We start from the raw sequence: 24,935 nt of genomic DNA, 5'->3' as shown, positions 1-24,935 counted from the left end.
GGAGGCCCATGTGAAGACCTGTGTGTCGGACACGATTTCGATGCGTCTGGAAGAGGAGGCGGGACTCCCGCTCGTCGTCGAGGCCCGGATGACCTACGAAGGCAGCGACCCGCACGCGGTCCGGGCACGGTTCGTGTACGGCGAGACCTTCCTGGCCCAGTGGTACCTGGACCGCCAGATGCTGGCCGACGGGCTGCGCCGGCCCGTGGGGGAGGGAGACGTCACCCTGCGACCGCAGCGCGACGGCGCGGATGCCGCCGTCCGCTTCGAGCTGCGGGGCGACCCCTCGTCGGGTCAGGGGCGAGCGGTGCTGCTCGCGGACGCCGGCGCGGTGTCGCGGTTCCTGGAACAGACCTACGCCATGGTGGCCGCGGGTGAGGAGAACCAGGACGTGGACGGCTTCCTCGCCGAGGTGTTCGCCGCCGAATGAGATGCCCGGCGCCGGCCGGCCCGGTGCATGCCCGACACCGCGACGGGTACGCGGGTGACAGCCACACGAGAGCCGGCCACACGAGTGACGGGCACACGAGCCCGTGCGGTCCGGAAACAGGCGGGAGGCGGAGCCAGTGGTCATGAAAGCGGTCGGATGGGCACGCTCGTTCCCCATCGCCCAAGGAGTCCGTGCGGCACGCCGCTGGACGGACGAACACCTCGACACCCTTCCGTGGGCACGGGAAGCACCGGACACCGTGCACTCCGTCCTGCTCACCGTGTCCGAGTTGGTCACCAACGCGCACCTGCACACCGATGGCGCCGCACATCTGGTGCTGACCTGGGACGGCAGCTGCCTGCACGTCAGCGTGGCCGACGACGACCCCCGCCTGCCCGAGCCGCGCGAGGCCGGCGACGGAGCGACCTCCGGGCGCGGCCTGGGCATCGTGGCGACGCTCGCCGACACCTGGGACGTGCACGCCTGCCACGGCGGCAAGGCGATCACCGCCTGTTTCCACCCCGCCGGTCCGCCGCACCCGCACATGAACTGAAAGAGCGTCACGCGACCCGCCGAGGGGTGGACACGCCACTCCCGAGGACGGCGCGCGAACCGGTGGCCCCTGCCACCCCACCCACCGACACCCACTCATCTCGACTCCACCCCGGCGGGTTTGTGCCCGGGGGTTGCGGGCAGCCGCCTCAGCAACCGAAGAGACGAGGCCGCGGCCTGGAGGCCAGCATGAACACAAGCACACTCATCGCGATCATCATTCCCGCCGCGCTGGTGCTCGTCACCCTCGCCGCGGGGCTGTGGTTGTTCACGCGCCGCAGGAACCTCCAGCGGCAGTTCGGCCCCGAATACGACCGGACGGCCGAGGCCGCCGGCAGCCGAATGGCGGCCGACCGCGAGCTGCGGGCGCGGCAGCAGCGCCACGACACGTTCGAGATCAAGGACCTGCCGGCCGAACGCCGGACGGAGTACGCCGAGGAGTGGCGGGGCGTACAGGAAGCCTTCGTGGACCGCCCGGAAGGGTCGGTCGCCCGGGCCGACGAGCTCGTGTCCCGGCTGATGCGGGAGCGCGGCTACCCGGCGGACGGGTTCGACGGACAACTGCGTGACCTGTCCGTCGAACACGGACGCACCCTCGAGCACTACCGGGCGGCCCACGAGGTCAACGTGCGCAGTGGCGAGGGCGAGACGACGACCGAGGAACTCCGCGGGGCGATGGTGCACTACCGCGCCCTGTTCGACGACCTGCTGACGAACACGAACCAAGGGAGCCGATGACATGCGCGAGAACGAAGACACGACCGGCCGACCCGTCGAGGGCCGCCTGACCACGGAGAACCTCGCCCACCCGGGTACCGAGCGCGGCTCCTCGGTGTATCCCGGTGGCGCCGACACCACAGCCGGGACCGAGGGCGACGTCATACGCGACGACCCGCGCGGGTTCGGCCGGGACGGCCTGCCGGCCGACCCCCTGGACGGCGTACGGGACGACCCGCGTGAGGTCTCGGCGGACGACCCGACGGCGTTCGGCCGGGACGTCCTGCGGGACGAGCCGGCGCGAACCGAGGTGCGCACCGACGAGGTCGGCGCCGGCGAATCGGACGAGCCGCTGCTCGGGGGAGCCGACGCGGACGGCCTGCGCAAGCAGTGGAGCGAGATCCAGGGGCGCTTCGTGGACGACCCGCAGGAGGCGGTGCGATCCGCCGACACCCTGGTGGCCGAGGTGATGCAGGAACTCGCCCGGACGTTCTCCGCGCACAAGCAGGACCTGGAGGGCCAGTGGGACCGCGGCGAACAGGTGGCCACCGAGGACCTGCGCCTCGCACTGCAGCGCTACCGCTCTTTCTTCAACCGCCTCCTCAACACCTGAGGCGCGCACCGGGTCAGGCCCCCGCACCGGGGCCCTGACCGCCGCGCGTCCGCCGGTCGCCGCGACACGAGCGGATGCCGGAGCGGGCCGGATGAACCACGCTGGACCTCCCGGGGCGAGTCGCCCCTCACCGGACAGCGGAGGAAACCGTCGTGGACCGCGCGACCGAACCACCCGGGGCCCGGCGTCGGACACACGACGCCGGGCCCCGCGCCGTGTGAACACCGACTCCTGAACCGACTTCCGAACCGACCGGGCCGCACCCGGCTGGCGGAGCGGATCGAGGGCAGAAGGGCAACGACACGGAGGGAGGTTCCGAATGCCCGGAATCCACAGATGGCTCGACCGCGTGAAAGAAGGCGCGACCGCGTTCGGCGAGCGCCGCGCGCAGGCCCAGGCGCGCCGCGACGCGGAGTACGGGGAGAGCGCGGAGGAGGAGCGGGCGGCAGAGGCCCGACGGGCCCGCCCCCGTACGCCCGACCCGGCCGCGGCGGTGCCCTGGAGCGTTCGGGTGGCGGCCGAGGCGGGCTGGCGGTTCCTGGTGCTCGCGGCCACGCTGTGGGTGCTGATGCGGGTCATCGGCTCCGTCCGACTCGTCGTCCTCGCCTTCGTCGTGGCCCTCCTCGTCACCGCGCTGCTCCAGCCGACGGTCGCCCGCCTGCACCGCAGCGGTCTGTCCCAGGGACTGGCCACCGCCGTGACCGCGATCTGCGGGTTCCTCGTGCTGGGCCTGGTCGGCTGGTTCGTGGTCTGGCAGGTGCTCGACAATCTCGACACCCTTTCGGGGCGCCTCCAGGAAGGCATCGAGGAACTGAAACAGTGGCTCCTCGACAGCCCGTTCCATGTGACCGAGCAACAGATCAACGACGTCGCGAACAACCTGAGCGACGCGATCGGCACCAGCACCAGCGAGATCACCTCCAAGGGCCTCCAGGGCGTGACCGTGCTCGTGGAGATCCTCACCGGCATGCTGCTGGCGATGTTCTCCACGCTCTTCCTGCTGTACGACGGCAAGCGCATCTGGCAGTGGACGCTCAAGCTGGTCCCGGCCGTGGCCCGGCCGGGCGTGGCCGGCGCCGGACCGCGGGCCTGGCGCACGCTCACCGCGTACGTGCGCGGGACGATGATCGTCGCCCTGATCGACGCGCTCTTCATCGGCATCGGCATCTACCTCCTGGGTGTCCCGCTCGCCGTGCCCATCGGAGTGGTGATCTTCCTGGCGTCGTTCGTGCCGCTGGTCGGCGCGGTGGTGTCCGGGGCCCTCGCGGTGGTCGTCGCACTCGTCACCCAGGGCGTGTTCACCGCACTCATGGCCCTGCTGGTGGTGCTCGCGGTCCAGCAGATCGAAGGGCACATCCTCCAGCCCTTCATCCTTGGACGGGCCGTTCGGGTCCATCCCCTGGCCGTGGTCCTGGCCGTCGCGACCGGCGGACTGGTCGCGGGGATCGGCGGCGCCGTCGTCGCCGTACCGCTGGTCGCCGTCGCCAACACGGTGATCGGTCACCTGCGCGCCTACGCGGGGGACGAGGGCGACGAGCCCCCGGCCGAGGACGGTACGCGGACCGGGGCGCAGCCGGGGCCGGAGGCCGGCCCCCAGTCCGCGGCCGACCCGGGGCCGACCGCCGCCGCCGACGGCCCCGCCTGAGCCGTCCGCCGGGCCGGGCCGGGACCGACGCGCGCGTCTCAGTAGCGCAGGGCGGTCCCGGTCTCGGCCTTCACCTCGCCGGAGAGGTTCCGGGTGCTACGGGCCGTGCCCTTGCCGGTCGCGCCGGCCGCCACGTCCGCGAGGGTCACCACGACGGTGTCGAGCAGGTTGCCGCCGCTGTCGCGGAAGTTGACCTGGACGGCGAAGGACTTCTTGTCCTCGGCCGTGTTGGACACCGTCACGGGCACGGTGGTGCGCCCGTCGCCGTCCTGGGCGACGGTGCCGAGGGTCACGTCGTTCTTCGCGCTGACCCCGTCCTTCACACTGTCGAGCTTCTTCTTGGCCTCGGCGGCCGCGGAGTCCAGGCCCGCCCCGACCGACTGCACGGCGGACGCCGCCTTCGAGGCGACGTCCGACGGGGTGCTTCCGTCGGAACACCCCGTCGCACCGGCGGCGAGACCCGCGAGAACGACCAGCGAGAGGGCGCGCATCCACACACGGTTCATTCGGCTCTCCATTGCAGCTCGGGCCGGCCGCCGCGGGTGCGTGGGCGGGACGGCGGACGATCCATCGATGGCGGTTCGGCAACGCCATGATGGATCCCGAAGCCCGTGAACGGGCGGCCCCGTGTGCGGGTGTCGCGGTGAACGCCCCTGATGGCGCCTCCGGGGGCGCCTCGTGTCAGCTCGTGGGCAACCGCCGGTCAGGAGCGGGCCGGCCCCAGCAGCACGGCCAGCCCGAGGAGCACGCTGACGTTCGCACCCACCAGGGAGAACCACTGCCCGGCGCGCATCCGGAAGCGGGCCTTGACCAGCAGCGTCCACTCAAGGGACAAGGCGAGCAGCGCGAGGGCGAGCAGGGGCAGCCACAGAGCCGTCCACCAGCCGTCCGTGCCCCCGAGCCGCACCGACGCGAGGAAGCCGCCGCCGAGCGGCACCGCCAGGTCCCAACCCGGCTTCTCCGCAGGAGGCTTGACGTCGTTCCTCGGCTCTTCCGCAGTCGTGTCCATGGAGGCCCAAGGTACACGGAGCGTCGTGAGGGAGCCGGGGCGTCACGACCTCACCCCGGGCGGGCGGTGTGGTGGGGGGAGTGAGGTGTCGTGGCACGCGTGCGGGGAGGGAGCCGGCGCCGTGGCCGGTTCCCTCCCCGCACCGTCGGTGGGGTCAGCTCAGCGGCTTGTCCAGGACCGCCTTGAGGTGGCTGAACGTGGCCAGCGACCAGTGACCGTGGTAGTTGCCCATGCCGCTCTCGCCGACCCCGCCGAACGGGAGGTCGGAGACGGTCAGATGGGCCACGGGGAGGCCGAAGGCGAGACCACCCGAGGAGGTCTCGTGGGTGAGGCGTTCCCGCGTGGTCTCCGACTCGGTGAAGGCGTACAGGGCCAACGGCTTGTCCCTGCCACCGATGAACGCGATGGCCTCGTCCAGCCCGGCCACCTCGACCACCGGCAGGATCGGACCGAAGATCTCCTCGCCCATCACGGGGGAGTCCGGGGACACGTCTGCCAGGACCGTGGGGGCGATGTAGCGGGCCGCCCGGTCGTGGTCACCGCCGACCACCGTACGGCCCGAGGCCAGCAGGCCCGTGAGGCGGTCGAAGTGACGGTCGTTGACGATCCGGCCGTACGCGGGGGAGGCGGCCGGGTCGTCCCCGTACAGCGAGTGCACGGCGTCGGCGAGGGCCTTCTCCAGCTCCCGGGCCGTCTCGGGGTCGGTGAGCACGTAGTCGGGGGCGACGCACGTCTGCCCCGCGTTCATGAACTTGGTCGACGCCAGCCGGGCGGCCACGACGGCCAGGTCCGTGCCACGATCGACGAACGCGGGTGACTTGCCACCGAGTTCGAGTGTCACCGGTGTGAGGTGCTCGGCCGCGGCACGCATCACGATCCGGCCGACCGTCCCGTTGCCGGTGTAGAAGATGTGGTCGAAGCGCTGGGCCAACAGCTCCGTCGTCTCGGGGACGCCGCCTTCCACCACGGCGACCGCGTCGGTGTCCACGTACAGCGGCAGCAGCTCGGCCACGGCCCTCGACGTGGCCGGGGCCAGCTCGCTGGGCTTGGCGACGACGCAGTTGCCCGCCGCGAGCGCGCCGATGACCGGGGCCAGCAGCAGTTGCAACGGGTAGTTCCACGGGGCGATGACCAGGACCACGCCCAGCGGGTCCAGCACGGTGTGGGCGGTGGCCGGGTTCAGCCGCTCGGGCACCGCCACCGGCTGGGGGCGGAGCCACTGCGCGAGATGGTCCAGCGTGTGGTCGATCTCCCGCACGACGAAATCGATCTCGGTGCGGTAGGCCTCCTCGCGCCCCTTCCCGAGGTCCGCGTGGAGCGCGCCGGCCAGCTCGTCCCCGCGTTCCTTCAGCAGGGCGCGTACCGCCCGGAGCTGCGTCGTACGCCAGGAGAGCGACTTCGTGCGACCGGAGGCGAAGCCGGCGCGGAGGCGCTCGACGGTGTCTGCGGGCTGCTCCGGGAGGTGGTTCGACATGCGGTGACTCCTGAGGGGAAAGGCCAGGCCGGGCGTTGCCGTCGCCGGACGTGAGGATCTGCGGCGATCGTCGGGCGGGCGCGCCCCGCCTGCGGAGGGGCGGCGCATCGCCTCGATCGATGTATATAGCAACTAGTGTGGCCGGATTATTCCGCTCCAAACGCGGACTCCCCGGGGGCGTCGGGTGCGGTCTCGGGCGCGAGGTGCGTCGAGGCCGCCGCTCCGTCCTCCCTCACGGCGTGCGGGCGTCGGATTCCAGGGCGGCCTTGAGGTTGCGCAGGGTGACGCGGATGTTCCGACGCTGGAAATCGGCGAAGGTGTGCCCGCCCGTCGCGATCTTGTCGAAGGTGTTCGCGACGAGATCCGGCCACGAGCGGCGGTCGTCGGTCCACGTCTCCGTCACCCTCGTCCCCTCGGGGACCGCCTCGAACCGGTACTCCCAGGTGGCGATGGGCCCGCGCAGGCGCGGCCGCTTCAGTCCGATGGAGTGGACCCGGAAGCGGAACAGCTCGTCCTGGTCCGCCGCCGTCACGGTGCAGCGCGTGGTCCAGCGGAAGGCGCCACGCTTGTTGTGCCCGTCGAAGACCGTCCCGACCGGAACGGGACCCGGCTCGCGGGTGAGGGTCGCACCCAGGTTCTCGGGGCTCCAGCGGCCCATGAGCGAGGGGTCGCACACGTGCCGGTACACCGTTGACGGGCTGGCCTCGACGATGACGCTGTCGGAAACGCTGAGCAGGCGGGTCATGGAACTCCAATCCCCGGAGGCCGACGTTACCGCCTGGTAGCCGGGCTGGGCGAGTGACCCCGCACCGGAGTCTCAGCCGGCGGTGCGGACCGGGAAGGTGAACGCGTACCCGTGCTCCACGAACCACGGCAGGAGCGTGCGCAGGGCCTCCACCGTCTCGCCCCGGTCGCCGCCCCCGTCGTGGAACAGCACGGTCGGGTCCGCGGGCAGCCCGCTCTCCACCGCGGCCACGATCGCGGATGTGCCGGGGCGGCTCCAGTCCTCGGGGTCCACGCTCCACCCCAGGGGCCGCATCCCGTGCCGCGCCGCGATCCGCCGGCTGTCCGGGGTGAAGGCGCCGCCCGGTGCGCGGTAGTAGTCGACGGTCGCTCCCGGGGCCGCCTTCTCGATCGTGTTCTTGGCGTCGAGGATCTGCCGCTCCTGGTAGGCGACGGGCTTCTTGTCCATCGTCATGTCATGGCTGACGGAGTGGTCGCACAACCGGTGTCCGTCCGCCACCACCCGCCTGACGAGATCGGGGTACTTCCCGGCGTTCGTTCCGATCATGCAGAACGTGGCCTTGACCCCGTACCCCTTCAGCACGTCCAGGACCTTCGGCGTCCAGACGGGGTCGGGTCCGTCGTCGATCGTGATCGCGACGTCCCGTGCGCCGCCGTCCGCCGCACGGGCGATGGAGAGCGGCACCGTCGCCGCGGCGGGCGCCGTCCGGGCCTCGGGTGTCGTGGGCCGTGTGGTCGCGGAGGCCACCGCGGGACAGCACAGCGAGGCGAGGGTGAGCGCCGTCGCCGTGAGGGCGAAGACGGCCGTGCGGCGGGTGGCCGACAAACTGCTGATTCTCATGAAACCGCTCTTCACTGGTGACGGGACGGTGCCCCGGGGGACCAGGGGCACCGTCCCAGGCTAGGAACCCCGAGCGGCGTCCGGCCTCATTCCTTCGGCCATTCCCGGTGCCCGCCCGCCGCCGCGCCCGCCCGGCCCTCGCCGGCCTGAACTCGCCGTCCATCAGCCTTGTTTACGCGCTCACAACGGGATTCGCACGGCCTTAACCTGTCGCGCATGCCCTTGTTCCGCAGAGCGAAGAAGGCCGCGGTCCCCGCCGACACGGGGCTGCCCGTCCCGCCGTGGTGTCCCTTGGGGCCCGCCGAATGGCAGGAATTCCTGGCCCTCCTGAACAACCTCTTCCTCGACGGCGAGGGCTCGGACCAGCCGATGCGGTTCGGTGCCGAGCAGCACCTGCAGCTCGGCATCGGCAGCGGGATCCCGCTGGACCTGGCGGAGCTGGCCCTCCTGGTCCGGCCGCTGCCCCGGGCGCAGTGGCGCGAAGCCGCCGTTGGGCACCTCAACGGGCTGCTGGAGCTCGGCGACCGCCGCAGGGCCCTGCACCAGGCGGGCTACGAGGAGGTCGGCCCGCTGCTGCTGCCGCGGGTCGTGCCCCTGCGCACCGTCGCCGAGGACTTCGCCCTGGTCAGACCCCTGACCGAGGACCTGGGCGTGGTCCTGGTGGTTCGCGTGGACGGCGACCGCTCGTCCCCCGTGCCGGCGTCGCAGTTCCGCACGTGGAACGTCGACGGGGACGAGGTGTGGGCGCTCGCCGAACGGAACCTCGCCGCCGAACCCGTCGTACGGGATGACAGCGGATCGGCCAACCCCATGGTCTCCGTGACCTGCGAGACCGGCTTCACCTGTACCCACCTGCTGCGGGCCGCCGACCTCCTGGGCCGTCCCGCCCCCCTGGGCATCCTCGCGATGGTGCCGCACGAGGGATTCCTGTACTTCCAGGCCGTGGACGGACCCGACCTGCACTCCCAGCTCGTCGGCTACTCCACCGTCACCCTCGACAACTGGGAGAAGGCTCCGCCCGAACAGCGGCTGACCCCGAAGGTGCTGTGGATCCACGAAGGCGGCATCGAGGCCGTGGGTGTGGAGCCCGCCCCGGCCGGCAGCGGACGCCCCGGGGTGATCACCGGGTCCGCGTCCTTCATCGCCATGCTGTCGTCGTTCCGCCCGCCGGACCCCGAACACTGACCGCTCCCGGCCCGGCGACGGGCTGGGACACTGGGCCCGTGCCGTTCTCCCGTGAACCGATCCGCAGCGACCCGCCCTTCTCCCCGCCCCGTGCCCTGCTGACCCAGTCCTGGCTCGACCTCGCCTTCCTGCACTGGCCGGTCGACCCGGCGGACGTGGCTCCACTGCTGCCGCCCGGGACCGTCCCCGACACCCTCGACGGCGTCACGTACGTCGGTCTCATCGCCTTCCGGATGGATCGCGTCGGCTGGCTGGGGCTGCCGGGCGTCCCGTACCTCGGATCCTTCCCCGAGACGAACGTGCGGCTGTACTCGGTGGACGCCCAGGGCCGACGCGGGGTCGTCTTCCGCTCCCTGGACGCCTCGCGCCTGGTGTCGGTGGCGGTCGCCCGGACCGTGTTCCGGCTGCCCTACCAGTGGTCGCGGATGTCCCTCGACCGCACCGGTGACGTCGTCACGTACACGGGTGTGCGCAGATGGCCCGGCCCTCGGGGCGCACACTCGCGGATCGCCGTCCGCGTCGGGGATCCCATCGACGAGCCCACGGTGTTGGAAGACTTCCTCACGGCCCGCTGGTGTCTGCACAACGACTTCCCCGGTGGTCCGCTGCACCTGCCGAACACCCACCCCCGCTGGCCCCTGCACCGAGCGGAACTGCTCGAATGCCGGGAGGACCTGATCGCCGCGGCCGGTCTGCCCACCCCGACCGGGGACCCGGTCAGCGTCCTGTACTCGCCCGGGGTGGCGGTCCGTTTCGGGCGCCCCAGCCGCTTCGCGGCGGCCCCGCCCCCTCCCCGGTGACCGACCGGCGCGGCATCCGACCCGCGTCGTGACCGCCCCGCGCCGGGGTTCAGGAGGCGGAAGGGGAGGGCGCCGTCGGCGGATGCCGCAGGAGGTACAGGCCCGTCGCGGCGGCCAGCACCGTCGCGCACACGGTGAACGTCAACCCGGCACCCACCAGTCCGAGCCACAGCGTCAACGCGCCCACGCCCACCACCGGGAGCGAGATGCCCGTGTACGCCACCACGAAGAACGAGGAGATCGTGCCGCCCCGGTGCGCGGGCGGCGCCGCGTCGCTCACGGCCGTGAGCCCCGCGCGGAAGGCCATCCCCTGCCCCAGCCCCCCGCACACCGCTCCCGCCACGAGCAGCGGCATCGACTCGGTCCACAGCGAGGCACCGACCAGCAGGAGACCGACCACCAGGACGAGGCAGCCCAGCGGCAGCGCCCGCCGTACGGGCATGCGCCCCACCAGGACCTGACCGATCGTCGAGCCGAGGAACACGGTGAAGACCACCAGGCCGGCCGTGGCGTGGTTGGTCACGCCCAGGGTCTCGGACACGAAACTCGGCGCGATCGAGGTGAACAGTCCGAGCAGCGCGAACCCGGCGAACGCCGCGAGCGCGCACGGCACGAAGACACCGCGGATGTCCGGTGGAACGGACAGCCCCTGCGGCTTCAGCGGGGGTAGGCGTCGAGGGTGCTCGACCGTCTCGGGCAGCAGCAGCACGATGGCGCACGCGAAGCACAGGAGGACGAGGTGGGCCAGGAACGGCAGGATCAGCGGCAGCGGCGCGTACTCGGCCAACATCCCGGCCAGCAGCGGACCGCAGCCCAGGCCGCCCATGTTGGCCGCGGTCGCGGCCAGTCCGGCGCGCCTCTTGCGCTCGGGGGGCGCCAGTTCCAGGACGGTGACCGTACCCACGCCGCTGAGCAGCCCGGCCGAGAACCCGGACAGCACGCGGCCCGCGAACAGCAGGGGCAGACCGCCCTCCAGCAGGAAGCAGCCCGCGCTCAGCGCCGACAGCCCCAACGCGTACAGCAGTACGGGCCGGCGGCCCGCCTCGTCGGAATAGTTGCCGGCGACCAGCAGCGTGACGATGACCCCGATGGCGTAGGCGGCGAAGACGAGCGTCACCATCAGCTCGGAGAACCCGAGTTCCTCCCTGTACAGCCCGTACAGGGGAGTGGGAAGCGTCGTGCCGGCCATGCCGATCGCGAACACCGCCGCCGCGCTCAGGTATCCGAGCCGTCGCCGGTCGTGCCCACGGCCCCGGCTGATCTTCGCTGCCATGGAGCACACAGTAGAGCGCGGGGCCCGAAAGCCCGGAAGGCCCCGTCGGCGCATGTCGGCGGGCGGCGGGGGCAAGCGGTGGAACACAGCCTTTCGGAGCCGCATGGCGGAGGTGTTGAGGGTGACAGGTGCGAGGGTTCTCGAGTTCTTCCCCGCCGGTGGTCCGCGCGGAAGCTGGCCCGCCGAGGAATCCGCGGCGCGGCGCCGCGCCTGCGGCGAGGCGGTGCGCGTCGTGATGGACCTGGACCAGGACGCCTTCCTCGTGGTGGCCCAGGATCATGACGCGGGCGCCTTGACGGGCTGACTCCCCGGGCGGGGCGGGCACTTCGCGCGGACGCCCGGCACGGAAGCGGGAAATCGACCGCGGTGCGAACCCACCACCGCCCGCGGGCGGGCCGGCTTCCGGTCACGCCACACCCTCCACCTCGGACGGGGCGCGGCTTCGACTCTCGGGCAACGGATTCCCCGACAGGGCGTCCGTGTTCGGGGCCACCGGCTTCGGTGCCAACACGATCACCGAGTCCTCCGTACCCAACCGCACCCGCTCCCGCTTGTCCGGGTTGATCCGGACGCCGTACGAGGGGCCCCGCGCGCCGCCCTCGTGGAGCCGGAACCCGATGACACAGTGCCCCTGCCTGAGGCCGGACTCCACCACCGTCGCGAAGGTGACCGAACGGTCGGGCAGCACGTAGCCCGTCGCGGGCCTCAGATGGAGGGTGTCACCGCCGACCGTGAACAGGTCGTCGAAGACGTCGGCCAGGGCCGGGTTCTCCGCGATCTGCGTCATCAACAGGCTGATGAGCCGGCCGCCGACGATGAAGTCGGCTCCCTCCCGGGCGGGAGCGAGCAACCGGTTGCGGTCGTCGGTCATCTCGGTCACGACGGCCAGTTCACGCCCGGAGGCCTCTTCCAGCGCGCGCAGGTGGAGCAGGGTCACCAAGGTCCTGTCGTCACCGCCCAGGGTCCCGGGCGCCGCGGACACGTCGTCGTACCCGAGGACGATGACCCTGTCGAACGAGAGCACGTCCGACTCGTCGAGGATCCGCGGGTCCGTGACATCGCCGCTGTGCACGGTCACCCGCATGCGGCGTCCCGGGGACCGCGCGCAACGACCGGCGTCCTCCAGCGGCCCCTCGCCCTCCGCCACGACCACGAGGACCGAACCGTCGGGGACACACCGGTCGAGTTGCTCGACGACGAGCGGAGCACGGTGGTTCCACCCGAGCAGCAGGAACCGCTCCGGGGGCGGCATCGGCGCGCGCGGCACCACGATCGCCTCCTCGTCCACGGTGGGCGGCCGGTCCGCCCTGGCCGCGGTGTCGTCGTCCTCGGTGATCAACACGATCCGGTCGTCCGCCCCGAGCACCCTGTCGGAGGCCGGATTGAGTTCGACGCCGCCCGCCCCGCGCAGAACGCCGATGACGCTGGAGGTGTCGTAGGCGAGCAGCAGGTCACCGAAGGTGCGCCCGACCAGGGCGGGTTCCTCGATCATGTAGATCTCGTCGCCGCCGAAGTCCAGCAGCTCCTGGTAGACGAGGGAGAGACCGGGCCGGCACGAGGTCTGGGCGATGAGGCGGGCGGTGATGTCCTCGATGTTCAGCACCCGGCCGTGGGCCCCCGCGGCCAGGTCCGCCGCCCGTTGGTGGCGCCCGTCGCGCACCGCCGCGACGACGGAGGGTCGGCCCCGCCCGCGCACCGCCGCCTCCAGCGCCAGCAGCGTCTTCACCACGTGGGCGTCTCCGTCCTCGCCCTCGTGGGTCAGGACGAGGACGGCGCGTGCCGTCTCGGGGCTGACCAGGGAGACGACCGCGGGATCGGTGGTCACGCCGTTGCGACAGATCAGCCGGGTGTGACCGAGGCGGCCGAGAGCGGTGTCGATCTCGTCCTCCATCTCCGCCTTGTCCTTCGGCCCCAGGACGGCGATGACGGCCCGGCGCTGATTGGAGTTGGCGACGGTCAGTTCGGAGACGATCGGGAAGACCTGGTCCGACCAACCGAGCAGCACGGTGTGCCCCGACTCCAGGACGGTGGACCGGCCGCGCCGCAGGGCCAGCACCTTGTCGTTGAGGCCGGTGGTGATGAGGCTGACGAGGGTGGAGACGAACAACAACGCCACCAGGGCCAGCAGGACCGAGATGACGACGTACAGGGGGCTGCCGACGGCGCCCCCGATCTTCAGGGTCTGACCGACGCTCACCCAGACCGCGGCGAGCTGCCCGGACCACGTCGTCGGCGCGTCCTGGTCGGCCCAGACCAGCGCGACGCTGGCCGGGATCACGATGACCAGACACAGCAGGGTGAGCCAGCCGATGAGCAGCGCGGTCCCGCGCGCCACGATGGTGTCGAACCAATAGCGGGTACGCGGCCAGGTGGGGTCGGCGCGTTGTTCCGTCGTCCTGCGACCTGTCAACCGGGGTTCCTCGGTCAGCTGTCGGTGCCGGGTGCGCGTCGCGTTCACGACTGCCCGGCATCGGTGGTTTTGTACGGGATGCAGGCTAGTGCGCCCGCTCGACGCGAACGGAGCGCCGGCACGGAATCCGCCCATCGCGTGACGTGTCGATCTCGAGTTCGGGCCCGGTGCTCAGCCGGGGCCGGGGGCGCGTAGGAACGGCCACGACGGGCATGAGCGCCCCGTGGCATCGAACACTTCCCCCACCGCGCCCCGCACCACCCCCGCGATCCAGGGGAACAGCGCCGTCGCGCTCGCCGTGCGCACCCGCTCCGCCCTGCGCGACACCGCGGTGCGCGTGTGGGACGACAACGTCGCCGACTACGCCGCCGCACTCACCTACTACGCGGTACTGGCCCTCGTGCCCGCACTGCTGGTCTCGGTCTCCCTGGTGGGGCTGGCCGGCCCGGGCACCCGCGAGCGCCTGATCCTCGACCTCACCTCCTACGCCCCGCCCCAGTCAGCGGCCACGCTCCGCGAGGTCCTCGACTCCCTGACCGCGAACCCGTCCTCCATGTGGCTGCTGCTGGCCAGTGGCATCGTCAGCGCCCTGTGGTCGGCCTCCAGTTACCTCGCGGTCTTCCGCCGCGCGCTGCACGCGATGTACCGACTCCCCGACACGCGACCGCCCCTGCGCGCCGCCCACGTCCTCGTCCTCACCGCCGCGCTGCTGCTGGGCCTGCTGGTGACCGGCGCGGCCAGTCTGGTCGCCTCGGGCCCCTTCGCCCGCCGCGTCGCGGCCGCCGCCGGATACGAGGGCGTGGACACCATGGCCGTGCTGCGCTGGCCGACCCTGCTCGTCATCGCCGTCTCGCTGATCCTCATCCTCTTCCGCACCGGCCCGGCACGTGCCCGGGGAACCCGCCGCGGCCTTCCGGGCGGCGCGCTGGCGGCCATCCTCTGGCTCGCCGCCTCGGCGCTCTTCACGCTCTACACCGAGTTCGGCACCTACAGCCGGCTCTACGGTTCGCTCGCCGGGATCGTGGTCTTCCTCATCTGGCTCTGGTTCACCAACCTGGCGCTGCTCACCGGCGCCCAGTTCAACGCGGTCCTGGCCCGGGACGGGCAGCGGCCGGATCCCGACGCGTCCTGACCGTCCGAGGCGCGCCGCGCCCGGCGCGGTCGTGTCCGTGCGGGTGGCGCGTCGTTTGGGTGGACATGGCTCCGAAGCACTCCACGACCACCGGCACGGCTCGGCACCGCGGCGCGGACGACGGCGTCCTGGCCACCCTCGTCCCCCGACAGACGAGCCGTGCCGGCGCCGAAGGGGCGCCCCTGTTCGAGGAACTCGCCCACGAGTGGACCGCGCGCGGCGCCACCGTACCGGGTGAACCCGATCCCCTCTGGCAGCGGCTCGTCTCCTGGGACCACCACCAGCGCGAGATCGCCGCCACGATCCGGGACCTCCACCTCCGCGGAGCCGATCCCGCACCCCAGCCCCCCGGTGGCGGGACGCGGCGACAACCGGTCTGACGGCCCTGCGAGGGGCCGACGGGGCCCTGGGGGCCGTCTTCGGCGTGCGCCGGCGGACCGCGAGGCGTCAGGGAGACGACCACCGGGTCGTCGTCGAGCCCCGCGGCGACCGTCTCCCACATGCCGGCCGCCGGGTGGCTGCGCTCGGCACGTGCCAGGGCGCCCCGGCCCCCCATGTGGACCGCGATGGAACGGTGCCCCCGCGCACGCCCGGGCACGGCCTCGGGGGCGTCCGGCGCGGCTTTCACGAGTGTCGGGGTGCGGCCCCCGTCGCGACCCTGATGGCCAAGGCCGCACCCCGTACCAACGAACGTACCCCGAATCGGCCGCCGTGTGCGTCCCTGGTGCGTTCACCCACGTCAGACGGTACTCGGGCGCTCCACGTCCGACGGTAGGGAGACCGGCGGGCGGAGGCCTTCGCTAGCGTGTCGGCCGGAACCCTCTGGAGGACGCATGAGCGCACGGCCCGAGTACGCGCCCGCCCTGCCGCCGGCCCCCGCCCCCGCGGCGGCGGCCGAGCTGCTCGGCCGCATCCGAGCCGACCGCAACGCGGAGCGCTGGGAGCCCGCCTTCGAACGGGACTGGGCCCAGGCCCTGGAGTACGCCCGCCACAGCTACAGCCTCGCCCCGCTGCACGACGTGGTCCGCACCTGGCAGGTCCGCCTCACCGCCGCCCCGGCCGTCGACGCCTTCCAGGCCTCGGACAGGGACGACACCGACGGCACCGCCCTCGAGGACCTCTTCGGACCCCGCCGGTGAGCGGTTGGCCGGTACGACTGTCCCCCCACGCGGCGAAGGCGCTCGCGGGACTTCCCGAGTACGCGGTGGAGATCGTCCGTGACGTCCTCGACATCGCCTCCCGCGACCCCTGGTCGTTCCCGGCCTTCGACAACCGGGACCCCGAGGGGGAGGACGTCCGCTCCGCGACGATCGGGCAGCTGGCCGCGGTGTACTTCGTGAACCGGTCCGCCGGCCGTCTCTACGTCATCGACGTCGTCTGGCTCGGCTGACCGCCCCGGCTCACGCCCGGGTGGTGGCGTCCACGGCTTCGCGGATGAGCGAGGCGACCTCGCGCGGATGGGCGAGCATCACGAGGTGCGAGGAGGGGATCTCGACCGTGGTCATGCCGGCCCGCTCGTAGCCGTGACGTTCCACGTCGGGGTTGATGGTGCGGTCCTCGCCCGCCACCAGCCCCCAGGAGGGCCTGGTCTTCCAGGCCGCCGCGGGAGCCGCCTCGGCGAAGGCCCGGGCGGCCAGCGGGCGCTGTGAGACGGCGAGGACGCGTGCCAGGTCAGGGTCGATGTCGTCGGCGAAGATCCGGGGGAACCGGTCGACGTCCACCGACACGTCGGTTCCGGTCCCGTCCGACCCGTCGAGGGGGAAGGGGGTGTACACGAGGGCGGAGGCGAGCTCGGAATCGGGGAACCGGCCCTGCAGCTCGGCCAGGCTCTCGTTCTCCTCCAGGGCGTAACCCGCCAGGTAGACGAGGGCCTTCACGTTGTCCTCGACCCCCGCGACGGTGATGACCGCACCGCCGTAGGAATGCCCCACCAGGACGACGGGGCCGGCTATCGCGCGTACCACCGAGGCGATGTACGCGCTGTCCCCGATCAGGCTGCGGTTGGGGACCGCGGGTACCACCACGTCCAGGCCGTCGGCGAGCAACAGGGGCACGACGGACGCGTAGCCGGCGGCGTCGGCGAACGCGCCGTGGACCAGGACCACGGTCGGGGTCGTCGGCCGGGCGTTCGGGGTGTGAGGGCTCACGGAAGAGTCTCCTGGGGGAGGTGGGGAGGGCCGCGCGGGCCGCGGCGGGACGAGCAGCACGGTAGGGGCGCCCGGCGGCGCCCTCTTCCCCGTCAGTGCCCGACCTCTGGCCTGTGCGCGCAGCACCGCTGCCGGTGCCGCCCCACGCCGTGCCCCACGTTCGTTCCGCCGCCCGTCTTGCCCAGCCCTCAGGGGCCGAAACGGTCGCAGGTTTGCGGGATTGTAACGATCACGCACGCGACGCGCAGGCGAAATTCAGAAGTTACATTCTCGTTATAATCGGTGCGGCTGGGGTGACATGTCATGATTCGGCACGATATGAAGATCGCCGGAGAGGTACATTCGAGGGTCTCTCCGCGCCCGCACCAATAACATGCCGACCCTCCATCCGGAAGCTTGTGGACCCATGCATTTTTTTCCCGTGCTGGGTAACTTGCGTCGGCATGACCACTGCACATGCAGACCTGGACCGCAGCCGAAGCGGCTACCTGGAACTTCCCGGGGAGTTGCGCCTCGACAGCCCGGACGTGGAAGACGGAGCTTCCCTCTGGCGTATCGCTCGTGACTCGAAGACCTTGGACCTGAACTCCTCGTACAGCTACCTCCTGTGGTGCCGTGACTTCGCCGGCTCCTCGGTGGTCGCCCGTGACGAGAGCGGACGGGCCGTCGGGTTCGTCAGCGGATACCGCCGGCCCGAGGCCCCCGACACCCTGTTCGTGTGGCAGGTCGCCGTCGACGAGTCCCTGCGGGGCCGGGGCGTGGCCGGGGCGCTGCTCGACGGCCTGTCCGTCCGCGAGGCGAGGAAGCAGCCCCTGCGCTGCGTCGAGACGACCATCACGCCCGACAACGCCGCCTCGGAGCGACTGTTCGCCGCGTACGCCGCGCGCCACGGCGCGCCGCTGACCCGCGAGGTCCTCTTCGCGCCCGGTGACTTCCCCGAGGCCGACGCGCACGCTCCCGAGGTCCTGCACCGCATCGGGCCGCTGGCCTTCTGACCCTTCTCGGGCCCGGTTCTTCCCCCGTCCCACGACACCCCCACGTGGCCGGCCGCGCCGCCGATCCGTCGCCGCGTCGCGCCACGTCGCACCTCCGCACGCCGCACGTCGCACATTCACAAGGAGATTTCGTTGACCATCACCGAGCCGCTTCTGAGTGTTTTCGAGACCGTCGAGTCCGAGGTCCGCAGCTACTGCCGTGCCTGGCCGACCGTCTTCGAGAAGGCGAGCGGCAGCCGACTGTACGACGAGCGGGGGCGCGAATACCTCGACTTCTTCGCCGGAGCCGGATCGCTCAACTACGGACACAACCATCCCGTGCTGAAGCGTGCCCTGCTGGACTACATCGAGCGGGACGGCATCACACACGCCCTGGACATGTCGACCACCGCGAAACGGGACTTCTTGGAGACCTTCCAGTCGACGATCCTGGCCCCGCGCTCCCTCCCGTACAAGGTCATGTTTCCCGGGCCGACGGGGACCAACGCCGTCGAGGCCGCGCTGAAGCTCGCCCGGAAGGCCAAGGGACGCGAGGCGGTCGTGTCCTTCACCAACGCATTCCACGGGATGTCCCTCGGCTCGCTCGCCGTGACCGGCAACGCCTTCAAGCGCGCCGGCGCCGGCGTGCCCCTGGTCCACACCACGCCCATGCCCTTCGACAACTACCTGGGCGGGCAGACACCGGACTTCATCTGGTTCGAACGGCTGCTGGAGGACCAGGGGTCCGGGCTGAACCAGCCCGCCGCCGTGATCGTGGAGACCATCCAGGGCGAGGGCGGCGTGAACGTCGCGCGCCCCGAGTGGCTGCGACAGCTGGCGGACCTGTGCCGGCGCCGCGACATGCTGCTCATCGTCGACGACGTCCAGATGGGCTGCGGCCGCACCGGCGAGTTCTTCTCCTTCGAGGAGGCGGGCATCACCCCGGACATCGTGACGCTGTCCAAGTCCATCAGCGGCTACGGGCTGCCCATGTCGCTCTGCCTGTTCAAGCCGGAGCTGGACATCTGGGAGCCCGGCGAGCACAACGGCACCTTCCGCGGCAACAACCCCGCGTTCGTCACGGCCACCGCCGCCCTGGACACGTTCTGGCGCGACGGCGGCCTGCGGGACCGCACCCTCCTCCAGGGCGCGCGGATCGAGCAGACGCTGAGTGAGATCTGCGCCGAGGACGGGGGTCCGGGAACGACCCACCGGGGCAGGGGCATGGTGTGGGGCCTGGAGTTCGAGGACAGCACCCGGGCGACCGCCGTCTGCCGGCAGGCCTACGAGCACGGCCTCCTCGTCGAGACCTCCGGTCCCGAGAGCGAGGTGGTCAAGCTCCTGCCGCCGCTCACGCTGACCCCCGCCGAACTGGAAGAGGGTCTGGAAATCCTGACGCGCTCCGTCCGCGAGACGGCCTGACCACCCCGCGCGTCGCATGTGAAGAGAGGTGAACGAAGAATGATCGTCCGTTCGTTCAAGGACATCGAGGGGACCGACCGGCATGTGAAGGCCGCGTCCGGTACCTGGGAGAGCAAGCGCATCGTGCTCGCACGCGAGCGCGTCGGCTTCTCCCTGCACGAGACCGTGCTCTACGCGGGCACCGAGACGTCGATGTGGTACGCGAACCACGTCGAGGCCGTCGTGTGCACCGAGGGCGAGGCCGAACTCACCGACGAGGAGACGGGCGAGAAGTACCTCATCACGCCCGGAACCATGTACCTGCTGGACGGCCACGAGCGGCACACCCTGCGGGTCGTACGGGACTTCCGCTGTCTGTGCGTCTTCAACCCGCCCGTCACCGGGCGCGAGGACCACGACGAGAACGGCGTCTATCCGCTGCTCACCGAGCCGCACAGCGCCTGAGAAGACGTAGAGAGGAGAGGCAGGCAACATCATGATCACCACAACCGCGCGCACCACGGACACGTATCCGACCCGAGGATCCGAGGAGGTGCTGATCGGCCGTCAGGACCCCGTCGTCTGGTCGGCGCCCGGGACGCCGGGGCCGCTGTGGGGGCATGAGCTGGAAAGCTTCGAGCGACAGGGCTTCCACCCGGTGGACCAGCTGATCACCCCCGAGGAAGTCGACGTCTACCGGACCGAACTGGACCGTCTCGTCGCCGACCCCGCGATCCGGGCGGACGAGCGGTCGATCATCGAGCCGGCCTCGGACGAGGTCCGCTCGGTGTTCGAGGTGCACCGCATCAGCAAGGCCTTCGCGCAACTCGCCGCGGATCCACGGGTGGTGGGTGTGGCCCGACAGATCCTCGGGTCGGACGTGTACGTGCACCAGTCCCGGATCAACGTGAAGCCCGGCTTCGGCGCGCGCGGCTTCTACTGGCACTCCGACTTCGAGACCTGGCACGCGGAGGACGGGCTCCCGCGCATGCGAACGGTCTCGGTGTCGATCGCGCTGACGCCGAACTACCCCACCAACGGCGGCCTCATGATCATGCCGGGCTCCCACCGGACCTTCCTCGGCTGCGCCGGCGAGACCCCCAAGGACAACTACAAGAGGTCCTTGCAGATGCAGGACGCGGGCATCCCCTCGCAGGAAGCGCTCTCGAAGTTCTCGGAGGCCTGCGGCATCAGGCTCTTCACCGGCCAGGCCGGCTCGGCCACCTGGTTCGACTGCAACGCGATGCACGGTTCCGGCGACAACATCACGCCCTACCCGCGCAGCAACGTCTTCTTCGTGTTCAACAGCGTGGACAACGCGCTGGAGGAGCCCTTCGCGGCGCCCGTCCGCCGCCCCGAGTTCATCGCCGCACAGGACGTCGTCCCGGTGCGCTGACCCCTCGGCGGGCCCGCCCGCACGTGTGACCTCACGGGGAACACCGTCGCCATTCGGCGCGGTGTTCCCCGCACTCGTGCGGGTCCATCACCCTCCCGCCCTCTTGCGCGACCGCCGGCGAGCGGCTTTGGTGGCACGGGTTGCCACGGAAGGCCGACGGGAAGGCTGGGTCCCATGGCGGACAGCACGCGCATCGAAACCCGGCACGGCGAGGACCGTCCGCCACGCAAGGCGAGTTGGCGCCACATCGGCCCCGGCATCGTCGTCGCGGCGACGGGTGTCGGCGCCGGTGATCTCGTCGCGACGCTCATCGCGGGCGGCAAGTTCGGCTACACCCTGCTGTGGGCGGCCGTCATCGGCTGCCTGGTCAAGGTCTCCCTCGCCGAGGCGGTGGGCCGTTGGCACCTGGCCACCGGTCGGACCCTCTTCGACGGCTGGCGCAGTCTCGGACCGTGGACCACCGTCTACTTCGTCGGCTACGTGGTCGTCTGGGGGTTCGTCTACGGCGCCGCCGCGATGTCGTCCAGCGCCCTCCCGCTGGCCGCGCTGTTCCCCGACGTCATGGACCTCAAGGGCTGGGCCGTGCTGTGCGGCCTGGTGGGACTGGTCTTCGTCTGGTTCAACCGGTACGCCGTCTTCGAGAAGGTCATGACCGTCCTGGTCGGCGTGATGTTCCTGGTCACGGTCTACCTCGCGATCCGGGTCACCCCCCACCTCGACGAGGCCCTCGCGGGCCTCGTGCCCGTCCTCCCGGACGGTTCGCTGATCTACACGCTCGGCCTGATCGGAGGCGTCGGCGGCACCATCACACTTGCCGCGTACGGCTACTGGGTCAACGCCAAGGGGTGGACCGACACCGGTTGGATGAAGGTGATGCGGCTCGACAACCGCGTCGCCTACGTCACCACCGGGATCTTCGTCGTGGCCATGCTCTTCGTGGGCGCCGAGCTCCTGTACTCCTCCGGCGCCGCGCTCGCCAAGGGCGACAAGGGGCTGCTGGACCTCAGCCGCATCCTGGAACAGCGCTACGGGAGCGCCACCGCCAAGCTCTTCCTGGTGGGGTTCTTCGCCACCTCGTTCACCTCGCTGATCGGGGTGTGGCACGGAGTCAGCCTGATGTTCGCCGACTTCACGAGCAAGTACCGGCCCTCCCTCGTCCCGGCCGGAACGGACCGGGAGAAGTCCTTGCCCTTCCGGGCGTACCTGCTCTGGCTGACCTTCCCGCCCATCAGCCTGCTGTTCCTCGACCAGCCCTTCGGGCTCGTCATCGTGTACGGGGTGATCGGCGCGTTCTTCATGCCGTTCCTGGCCCTCACCCTGCTGTGGTTGCTCAACTCGACGCGTACGCCCGCCGATTGGCGAAACGGCGCGCTGAGCAACGCGATGCTCGCGGGCGCCGGCCTGCTGTTCGTGGTGCTGTGCGTCCAGCAGGTTCGAGAACTGCCCTGGTAGCCACACCGACCACCGGCGGATTGGCGGTGGTCGCTCTCAGGGGTGCGTCGCGTGGTCGTAGGCGGCGATGATCCGTTCCAGGAAGGCGGCCACGGTGACCTGCTCCTCGGGCGTGAGATTGGTGGCCGCGGCGGTGACTCCCTGGATGAGCGGGGAGACGTACGCGTAGGAGCGGGCCTCCCAGTCGTCCGCGGGGGTGACGATCACCTTGCGGCGGTCCGTGGGGTGGGGGCGGCGGGTGGCGTGGCCGGCCGCGACGAGCCGGTCGATGACCAGGGTCATCGCCGCGGTGGAGGTGCCGAGCGCCCTGGCGAGGTCGGTGGGTGAGGTCGGGCCGACGCTGACGAGGTGGCCCATGACCGTCAGCCCCGCCGAGTCCGTGTGCAGCTCACGCCCCAGGTACCTCTCGAAACGCTGCTGGCGCAAGGTCATGTTCCGCAGTTGCTCGCGGAGCGTGTTCGCGTGCACGTCCGGCCCGGCGGCTGAATCGACATTGACATCCATGCGGCCAACGATACTCTGAATATTGCTAAGAATATTGGTAATCAAGGATCAGAGGTAAATATGGATGCCACTCGACCCGCGGGCGGGGCCGCCGCGCCCTACCGGTGGAGGTGGATGATCCTGGCCGTGATGCTCGTCGCCGAGGTCATGGACCTGCTGGACGCGTCGATCGTGAACGTGGCCGGGCCCGCTCTGGAGGAGTCCCTCGGCGCCACCTCCACCGGCCTGCAATGGGTGATCGGGGGGTACGCGCTCACCCTGGGAGCCGGACTCGTCCTGGGCGGACGCCTCGGCGACCGGTACGGCCGGCGCCGCATGTTCCTCATCGGCCTCGGAGCCTTCACCGCGACCTCCCTGCTCTGCGCCCTCGCACCCGACATCGAGCTGCTGATCTGCTTCCGCCTGCTCCAGGGCACGGCCGGCGCCATGCTCCTGCCCCAAGGGCTCGGACTCCTGCGGGAGAACTTCTCGGGCGCCGAACTCGCCAAGGTCTTCGGCATCTTCGGGCCCGTGCTGGGACTGGGCGGCATCATCGGCCCGGTCCTCGGCGGCGCGCTCATCTCGGCCGACCTCCTCGGCCTCGGCTGGCGGCTGGTGTTCCTGGTCAACCTGCCCATCGGCATCGCGGCGCTCGTCGTCGCCGCCAAGGTGGTCCCGAGGAAGCCCGGCGATCTCGCCGTCACCGTCGACGCCGTGGGCGCGGCACTGATCGTGACGGCCTGCGCCCTCCTCGTCCTCCCGCTCAACCAGGGGCAGGAAGCCGGCTGGCCGCTGTGGACCTGGCTCTCGATGGCCGGCTCCGCGCTCTGCTTCGGCCTGTTCGCCCGCCGGCAGCGGCGCGCGGCCGTCGGCGGCCGCGAACCGCTGGTGACGCCCGGGCTGCTGCGCAAGCCCGCCTTCACCGTCGGGCTCGGCGGCATCGCCCTCTTCTTCGCCGGACTGGTCGGCACCCAGCTCGTACTGACCCTCTACCTCCAGATCGGAGAGCAGTTCACGGCGGGCGAGGCGGGGCTGGGCAACCTTCCCCTGGCGGTCGGCACCGCCATCGGCGGCGCGCTCAGCGGCGCCTTCCTCGCGGACCGGATCGGCAGGGCCGTCCTGCAGGTCGGCCCGCTCGTGCAGCTCGGGGGAGCGGCCCTGCTCTGGTACGAGCTGGGGCGGGTGGGGGAGACCTTCTCGCTCGGGGACATCGCCCCGGGCGTGGCGGTGGCGGGCATCGGCTCCGGCATGGTGATCGCGGCCCTGTTCAGCTTCATTCTGGCGGCGGTGGACGACGACGAGATCGGCTCCGCGTCCGGTGTCCTGTCGGCCGTCCAGTCGCTCGGCGGCTCGATCGGCGTGGCCGTCTTCGGATCGCTCTTCTTCGACAGGGCCGGGACCGGTGACTTCACCACCGGCTTCCGACACGCACTGGTTGCCCAGGCCTGTCTGTTGGTGGCGTTCCTGGCCGTCACGTTGCTCCTTCCGAAGAAGGGGCGCCCGGAGGTCGAAGAGCACGAGGAACCCGCCGTCGCCGTCCCCGCGCCCTGACGGACTACGTCTCGCCCGGGGGCGCCGTCCACAGGTGCCGCAGGGTGGTGAGGACGAGGGCGCACACCTCGTCCGGGTCGGCGCCCGCCAGCGGCTCGCGGGCGACGACCGTCCGCATCAAGCCGATGCCCAGGAGCCAGGCCATCGCCAGATCGGCGCGCAGGGCGCCGTCCGGCGCGCCGGAGAGCGAGGCCAACGCCCGCTGGTACTCCTCGCCGAGCTCACGCAGGGTCCCGGCGGCGTCCTCGCCGCGCCCCACCGACCGCAGGTACACCTCCAGGGAACGGTCGCCCGTGCCGGCCGCGCTGCTCGTGAGCATGGAGCGCAGCGCGGTCTCGAACAGTTCCTCCGGCGGGGTGGCCCGTACCTGCTCCAGACCGCCCCGCGCGAGCACCTCGGTGAGCAGCCCCTGCTTGGAGCCGAAGTAGCGGAACAGCAGCGCCTGGTTCGAGCCGGCCAGTTCCGCGATGTCGCGGACGGTGGCCCGCTCGTAGCCCCGCTCGGCGAACAGGTCGCGCGCCGCGTCGAGTATCCGGCGGCGGGTGGCCGAGGCGTCGCGGCGGCGCTCGCCCGCGCGCGGGCCCGTGGCTTCGTCCATCGTCGCTGTCCTCGCTCCGCCGTCTCGTCCTCGCTCCGCGTCGCGCGCCGGCGCGTTCCGCGTGCGCCGGCCGTTCGTGGGCGGCCTGTCAGGATAACGACGCCGAGG

28 protein-coding genes are annotated in these 24,935 nt (G+C 71.5%); 18 read left to right on the top strand and 10 right to left on the bottom strand.

What is annotated here, in order from left to right; translation table 11 throughout:
• Positions 1 to 40 precede the first annotated feature (40 nt).
• The 5 genes from ADK55_RS12545 to ADK55_RS12525 all read left to right on the top strand — a co-directional run bounded on the left by ADK55_RS12545 (position 41) and on the right by ADK55_RS12525 (position 3,957).
• Entirely contained in the window at positions 41 to 430 is a 390-nt protein-coding gene (locus ADK55_RS12545; RefSeq protein ID WP_159041369.1) for an SsgA family sporulation/cell division regulator, read from the top strand.
• Between the two features lie 142 nt (positions 431 to 572).
• Entirely contained in the window at positions 573 to 983 is a 411-nt protein-coding gene (locus ADK55_RS12540; protein ID WP_053678137.1) for an ATP-binding protein, read from the top strand.
• Between the two features lie 188 nt (positions 984 to 1,171).
• A complete protein-coding gene (locus ADK55_RS12535) occupies positions 1,172 to 1,720 on the top strand; it encodes a hypothetical protein (RefSeq protein ID WP_053678056.1) in 549 nt (182 codons plus the stop codon).
• Between the two features lies 1 nt (position 1,721).
• A complete protein-coding gene (locus ADK55_RS38515) occupies positions 1,722 to 2,312 on the top strand; it encodes a hypothetical protein (RefSeq protein ID WP_159041368.1) in 591 nt (196 codons plus the stop codon).
• A 319-nt stretch (positions 2,313 to 2,631) separates the two neighbouring features.
• Positions 2,632 to 3,957, top strand: a complete 1,326-nt coding sequence (locus tag ADK55_RS12525) for an AI-2E family transporter (RefSeq protein WP_078998841.1) — start codon at positions 2,632 to 2,634, stop codon at positions 3,955 to 3,957.
• 38 nt (positions 3,958 to 3,995) lie between these two features.
• On the opposite strand, the gene ADK55_RS12520 is transcribed toward ADK55_RS12525, so the two are convergent.
• From ADK55_RS12520 to ADK55_RS12500, 5 genes are all read right to left on the bottom strand, one after another.
• On the bottom strand, positions 3,996 to 4,463 hold the full coding sequence (locus tag ADK55_RS12520) for a hypothetical protein (RefSeq protein WP_053678054.1): 468 nt from the start codon (positions 4,461 to 4,463) through the stop codon (positions 3,996 to 3,998).
• Positions 4,464 to 4,660: 197 nt separating this feature from the next.
• Complete coding sequence (locus tag ADK55_RS12515) at positions 4,661 to 4,966, bottom strand: hypothetical protein (protein ID WP_159041367.1); 306 nt, start codon at positions 4,964 to 4,966, stop codon at positions 4,661 to 4,663.
• A 154-nt stretch (positions 4,967 to 5,120) separates the two neighbouring features.
• The gene (locus tag ADK55_RS12510) at positions 5,121 to 6,440 is read right to left on the bottom strand and encodes an aldehyde dehydrogenase family protein (protein WP_053678050.1); all 1,320 of its coding nucleotides are present in this window, start codon (positions 6,438 to 6,440) and stop codon (positions 5,121 to 5,123) included.
• Between the two features lie 232 nt (positions 6,441 to 6,672).
• Entirely contained in the window at positions 6,673 to 7,185 is a 513-nt protein-coding gene (locus ADK55_RS12505) for an SRPBCC family protein (RefSeq protein ID WP_053678048.1), read from the bottom strand.
• Positions 7,186 to 7,257: 72 nt separating this feature from the next.
• Complete coding sequence (locus ADK55_RS12500) at positions 7,258 to 8,025, bottom strand: polysaccharide deacetylase family protein (protein ID WP_053678046.1); 768 nt, start codon at positions 8,023 to 8,025, stop codon at positions 7,258 to 7,260.
• Positions 8,026 to 8,241: 216 nt separating this feature from the next.
• On the opposite strand from ADK55_RS12500, the gene ADK55_RS12495 reads away from it, so the two are divergent.
• Entirely contained in the window at positions 8,242 to 9,210 is a 969-nt protein-coding gene (locus ADK55_RS12495) for a hypothetical protein (RefSeq protein WP_053678045.1), read from the top strand.
• A 38-nt stretch (positions 9,211 to 9,248) separates the two neighbouring features.
• Complete coding sequence (locus tag ADK55_RS12490) at positions 9,249 to 10,010, top strand: YqjF family protein (protein ID WP_053678043.1); 762 nt, start codon at positions 9,249 to 9,251, stop codon at positions 10,008 to 10,010.
• A 49-nt stretch (positions 10,011 to 10,059) separates the two neighbouring features.
• On the opposite strand, the gene ADK55_RS12485 is transcribed toward ADK55_RS12490, so the two are convergent.
• Positions 10,060 to 11,283, bottom strand: coding sequence for an MFS transporter (locus ADK55_RS12485; RefSeq protein WP_053678041.1), 1,224 nt, complete (start codon positions 11,281 to 11,283; stop codon positions 10,060 to 10,062).
• 121 nt (positions 11,284 to 11,404) lie between these two features.
• On the opposite strand from ADK55_RS12485, the gene ADK55_RS12480 reads away from it, so the two are divergent.
• On the top strand, positions 11,405 to 11,587 hold the full coding sequence (locus ADK55_RS12480) for a hypothetical protein (RefSeq protein ID WP_371591313.1): 183 nt from the start codon (positions 11,405 to 11,407) through the stop codon (positions 11,585 to 11,587).
• A gap of 102 nt (positions 11,588 to 11,689) precedes the next feature.
• On the opposite strand, the gene ADK55_RS12475 is transcribed toward ADK55_RS12480, so the two are convergent.
• Positions 11,690 to 13,693: a CASTOR/POLLUX-related putative ion channel gene (locus ADK55_RS12475; protein WP_234350017.1), complete on the bottom strand. Its 2,004-nt coding sequence runs from the start codon at positions 13,691 to 13,693 to the stop codon at positions 11,690 to 11,692.
• 223 nt (positions 13,694 to 13,916) lie between these two features.
• Here ADK55_RS12475 and ADK55_RS12470 point away from each other — a divergent pair, with 223 nt between their 5' ends.
• The 4 genes from ADK55_RS12470 to ADK55_RS12455 all read left to right on the top strand — a co-directional run bounded on the left by ADK55_RS12470 (position 13,917) and on the right by ADK55_RS12455 (position 16,215).
• Positions 13,917 to 14,825 carry a YihY/virulence factor BrkB family protein gene (locus tag ADK55_RS12470; protein ID WP_078998837.1) on the top strand — a complete coding sequence of 303 codons (909 nt, stop codon included), beginning with the start codon at positions 13,917 to 13,919 and terminating at the stop codon, positions 14,823 to 14,825.
• A 65-nt stretch (positions 14,826 to 14,890) separates the two neighbouring features.
• Entirely contained in the window at positions 14,891 to 15,205 is a 315-nt protein-coding gene (locus ADK55_RS12465; protein WP_159041366.1) for a hypothetical protein, read from the top strand.
• Positions 15,206 to 15,658: 453 nt separating this feature from the next.
• On the top strand, positions 15,659 to 15,964 hold the full coding sequence (locus ADK55_RS12460) for a DUF6247 family protein (protein ID WP_053678036.1): 306 nt from the start codon (positions 15,659 to 15,661) through the stop codon (positions 15,962 to 15,964).
• Positions 15,961 to 16,215, top strand: coding sequence for a hypothetical protein (locus tag ADK55_RS12455; RefSeq protein ID WP_053678034.1), 255 nt, complete (start codon positions 15,961 to 15,963; stop codon positions 16,213 to 16,215). The genes ADK55_RS12460 and ADK55_RS12455 overlap by 4 nt, the downstream gene beginning before the upstream one ends.
• Before the next feature lie 10 nt (positions 16,216 to 16,225).
• Here the strand turns inward: ADK55_RS12455 and ADK55_RS12450 are convergent, their stop codons facing one another.
• On the bottom strand, positions 16,226 to 16,972 hold the full coding sequence (locus ADK55_RS12450; RefSeq protein ID WP_053678032.1) for an alpha/beta fold hydrolase: 747 nt from the start codon (positions 16,970 to 16,972) through the stop codon (positions 16,226 to 16,228).
• 443 nt (positions 16,973 to 17,415) lie between these two features.
• On the opposite strand from ADK55_RS12450, the gene ectA reads away from it, so the two are divergent.
• The 5 genes from ectA (at position 17,416) to ADK55_RS12425 (ending at position 22,195) form a co-directional block, all read left to right on the top strand.
• Positions 17,416 to 17,967: a diaminobutyrate acetyltransferase gene (ectA, locus tag ADK55_RS39170; RefSeq protein ID WP_053678030.1), complete on the top strand. Its 552-nt coding sequence runs from the start codon at positions 17,416 to 17,418 to the stop codon at positions 17,965 to 17,967.
• A 132-nt stretch (positions 17,968 to 18,099) separates the two neighbouring features.
• Entirely contained in the window at positions 18,100 to 19,368 is a 1,269-nt protein-coding gene (gene ectB, locus ADK55_RS39165; protein ID WP_053678028.1) for a diaminobutyrate--2-oxoglutarate transaminase, read from the top strand.
• Between the two features lie 39 nt (positions 19,369 to 19,407).
• Positions 19,408 to 19,812: an ectoine synthase gene (locus tag ADK55_RS12435; RefSeq protein ID WP_053678026.1), complete on the top strand. Its 405-nt coding sequence runs from the start codon at positions 19,408 to 19,410 to the stop codon at positions 19,810 to 19,812.
• A 31-nt stretch (positions 19,813 to 19,843) separates the two neighbouring features.
• Positions 19,844 to 20,743, top strand: a complete 900-nt coding sequence (gene thpD, locus ADK55_RS12430) for an ectoine hydroxylase (protein ID WP_053678024.1) — start codon at positions 19,844 to 19,846, stop codon at positions 20,741 to 20,743.
• Between the two features lie 174 nt (positions 20,744 to 20,917).
• Complete coding sequence (locus ADK55_RS12425) at positions 20,918 to 22,195, top strand: Nramp family divalent metal transporter (RefSeq protein WP_053678022.1); 1,278 nt, start codon at positions 20,918 to 20,920, stop codon at positions 22,193 to 22,195.
• A gap of 36 nt (positions 22,196 to 22,231) precedes the next feature.
• Here the strand turns inward: ADK55_RS12425 and ADK55_RS12420 are convergent, their stop codons facing one another.
• Entirely contained in the window at positions 22,232 to 22,699 is a 468-nt protein-coding gene (locus ADK55_RS12420) for a MarR family winged helix-turn-helix transcriptional regulator (protein ID WP_053678020.1), read from the bottom strand.
• 60 nt (positions 22,700 to 22,759) lie between these two features.
• On the opposite strand from ADK55_RS12420, the gene ADK55_RS12415 reads away from it, so the two are divergent.
• Positions 22,760 to 24,229: an MFS transporter gene (locus ADK55_RS12415; RefSeq protein WP_053678018.1), complete on the top strand. Its 1,470-nt coding sequence runs from the start codon at positions 22,760 to 22,762 to the stop codon at positions 24,227 to 24,229.
• Between the two features lie 4 nt (positions 24,230 to 24,233).
• On the opposite strand, the gene ADK55_RS12410 is transcribed toward ADK55_RS12415, so the two are convergent.
• Positions 24,234 to 24,827, bottom strand: a complete 594-nt coding sequence (locus ADK55_RS12410; protein WP_053678016.1) for a TetR/AcrR family transcriptional regulator — start codon at positions 24,825 to 24,827, stop codon at positions 24,234 to 24,236.
• Positions 24,828 to 24,935: the final 108 nt, after the last annotated feature.

It is taken from the genome of Streptomyces sp. WM4235, from assembly GCF_001279725.1.
Taxonomy (GTDB): Bacteria; Actinomycetota; Actinomycetes; order Streptomycetales; family Streptomycetaceae; genus Streptomyces.
Note: the sequence above shows the minus strand (reverse complement) of the source record. Positions and strands in the feature narration are given on the sequence as shown.

Coding starts and splice junctions, on each gene's coding strand:
- ADK55_RS12545 (WP_159041369.1), top strand. CDS start 41: ATGCGTCTGGAAGAGGAGGCGGGACTCCCGCTCGTCGTCGAGGCCCGG.
- ADK55_RS12540 (WP_053678137.1), top strand. CDS start 573: ATGAAAGCGGTCGGATGGGCACGCTCGTTCCCCATCGCCCAAGGAGTC.
- ADK55_RS12535 (WP_053678056.1), top strand. CDS start 1,172: ATGAACACAAGCACACTCATCGCGATCATCATTCCCGCCGCGCTGGTG.
- ADK55_RS38515 (WP_159041368.1), top strand. CDS start 1,722: ATGCGCGAGAACGAAGACACGACCGGCCGACCCGTCGAGGGCCGCCTG.
- ADK55_RS12525 (WP_078998841.1), top strand. CDS start 2,632: ATGCCCGGAATCCACAGATGGCTCGACCGCGTGAAAGAAGGCGCGACC.
- ADK55_RS12520 (WP_053678054.1), bottom strand. CDS start 4,463: ATGAACCGTGTGTGGATGCGCGCCCTCTCGCTGGTCGTTCTCGCGGGT.
- ADK55_RS12515 (WP_159041367.1), bottom strand. CDS start 4,966: ATGGACACGACTGCGGAAGAGCCGAGGAACGACGTCAAGCCTCCTGCG.
- ADK55_RS12510 (WP_053678050.1), bottom strand. CDS start 6,440: ATGTCGAACCACCTCCCGGAGCAGCCCGCAGACACCGTCGAGCGCCTC.
- ADK55_RS12505 (WP_053678048.1), bottom strand. CDS start 7,185: ATGACCCGCCTGCTCAGCGTTTCCGACAGCGTCATCGTCGAGGCCAGC.
- ADK55_RS12500 (WP_053678046.1), bottom strand. CDS start 8,025: ATGAGAATCAGCAGTTTGTCGGCCACCCGCCGCACGGCCGTCTTCGCC.
- ADK55_RS12495 (WP_053678045.1), top strand. CDS start 8,242: ATGCCCTTGTTCCGCAGAGCGAAGAAGGCCGCGGTCCCCGCCGACACG.
- ADK55_RS12485 (WP_053678041.1), bottom strand. CDS start 11,283: ATGGCAGCGAAGATCAGCCGGGGCCGTGGGCACGACCGGCGACGGCTC.
- ADK55_RS12465 (WP_159041366.1), top strand. CDS start 14,891: ATGGCTCCGAAGCACTCCACGACCACCGGCACGGCTCGGCACCGCGGC.
- ADK55_RS12460 (WP_053678036.1), top strand. CDS start 15,659: ATGAGCGCACGGCCCGAGTACGCGCCCGCCCTGCCGCCGGCCCCCGCC.
- ectA (WP_053678030.1), top strand. CDS start 17,416: ATGACCACTGCACATGCAGACCTGGACCGCAGCCGAAGCGGCTACCTG.
- ADK55_RS12435 (WP_053678026.1), top strand. CDS start 19,408: ATGATCGTCCGTTCGTTCAAGGACATCGAGGGGACCGACCGGCATGTG.
- thpD (WP_053678024.1), top strand. CDS start 19,844: ATGATCACCACAACCGCGCGCACCACGGACACGTATCCGACCCGAGGA.
- ADK55_RS12425 (WP_053678022.1), top strand. CDS start 20,918: ATGGCGGACAGCACGCGCATCGAAACCCGGCACGGCGAGGACCGTCCG.
- ADK55_RS12420 (WP_053678020.1), bottom strand. CDS start 22,699: ATGGATGTCAATGTCGATTCAGCCGCCGGGCCGGACGTGCACGCGAAC.
- ADK55_RS12415 (WP_053678018.1), top strand. CDS start 22,760: ATGGATGCCACTCGACCCGCGGGCGGGGCCGCCGCGCCCTACCGGTGG.
- ADK55_RS12410 (WP_053678016.1), bottom strand. CDS start 24,827: ATGGACGAAGCCACGGGCCCGCGCGCGGGCGAGCGCCGCCGCGACGCC.